1 protein-coding gene is annotated in these 924 nt (G+C 70.2%); it reads left to right on the top strand.

Annotated features, from left to right (window positions below; all coding sequences use genetic code 11):
• Positions 1–924 (top strand): CE1758 family FMN-dependent luciferase-like monooxygenase (locus IH25_RS0136715; RefSeq protein WP_063755194.1); only part of this gene is annotated, 924 nt, incomplete at both ends.

The following is a 924-nucleotide window of genomic DNA, read 5'->3' as shown; positions in this document are numbered from 1 at the left end:
GCAGTTCGGGATCTTCAGCGTCGGGGACGTGACCACCGACCCGACCACCGGACGCACCCCGTCCGAGGGCGAGCGGATCAAGGCGCTGATCACCACCAACGACCCGGTGAAGATCGCGGAGGACTACGCGATGCTCCAGCACCTGGCCGACGGCCGGGTGGACCTGATGATGGGGCGCGGCAACACCGGGCCGGTGTACCCGTGGTTCGGCCAGGACATCCGCGACGGCATCGACCTCGCCCTCGAGAACTACGCCCTGCTGCGCCGGCTGTGGCGCGAGGACGTCGTCGACTGGGAGGGCAAGTTCCGCACCGCGCTGCAGGGCTTCACCTCCACGCCCCGCCCGCTGGACGGGGTGGCGCCGTTCGTCTGGCACGGCTCCATCCGCTCCCCGGAGATCGCCGAGCAGGCCGCGTACTACGGCGACGGCTTCTTCCACAACAACATCTTCTGGCCCGCCGACCACACCAGGCGGATGGTCGAGCTGTACCGCACGCGGTACGCCCACTACGGCCACGGCACCCCGGAGCAGGCGATCGTCGGCCTGGGCGGCCAGGTGTTCATGCGGAAGAACTCGCAGGACGCGGTACGGGAGTTCCGCCCGTACTTCGACAACGCCCCGGTCTACGGCCACGGGCCCTCGCTGGAGGACTTCACCGCGCAGACCCCGCTCACCGTGGGCTCCCCGCAGCAGGTGATCGACAAGACGCTCTCCTTCCGCGAGTACGCCGGCGACTACCAGCGCCAGCTGTTCCTGATGGACCACGCGGGACTGCCCCTGAAGACCGTGCTGGAGCAGCTCGACCTGCTCGGCGAGGAAGTCGTGCCCGTCCTGCGCGAGGAGTTCGCCAAGGGACGCCCCGCGGACGTGCCCGACGCCCCCACCCACCGGTCGCTGACCGCCGCCGCCCGCAAGGAGGCCAC

The sequence above is a fragment of the Streptomyces achromogenes subsp. achromogenes genome (assembly GCF_000720835.1).
Classification (GTDB): domain Bacteria; phylum Actinomycetota; class Actinomycetes; order Streptomycetales; family Streptomycetaceae; genus Streptomyces; species Streptomyces achromogenes.
Note: the sequence above shows the minus strand (reverse complement) of the source record. Positions and strands in the feature narration are given on the sequence as shown.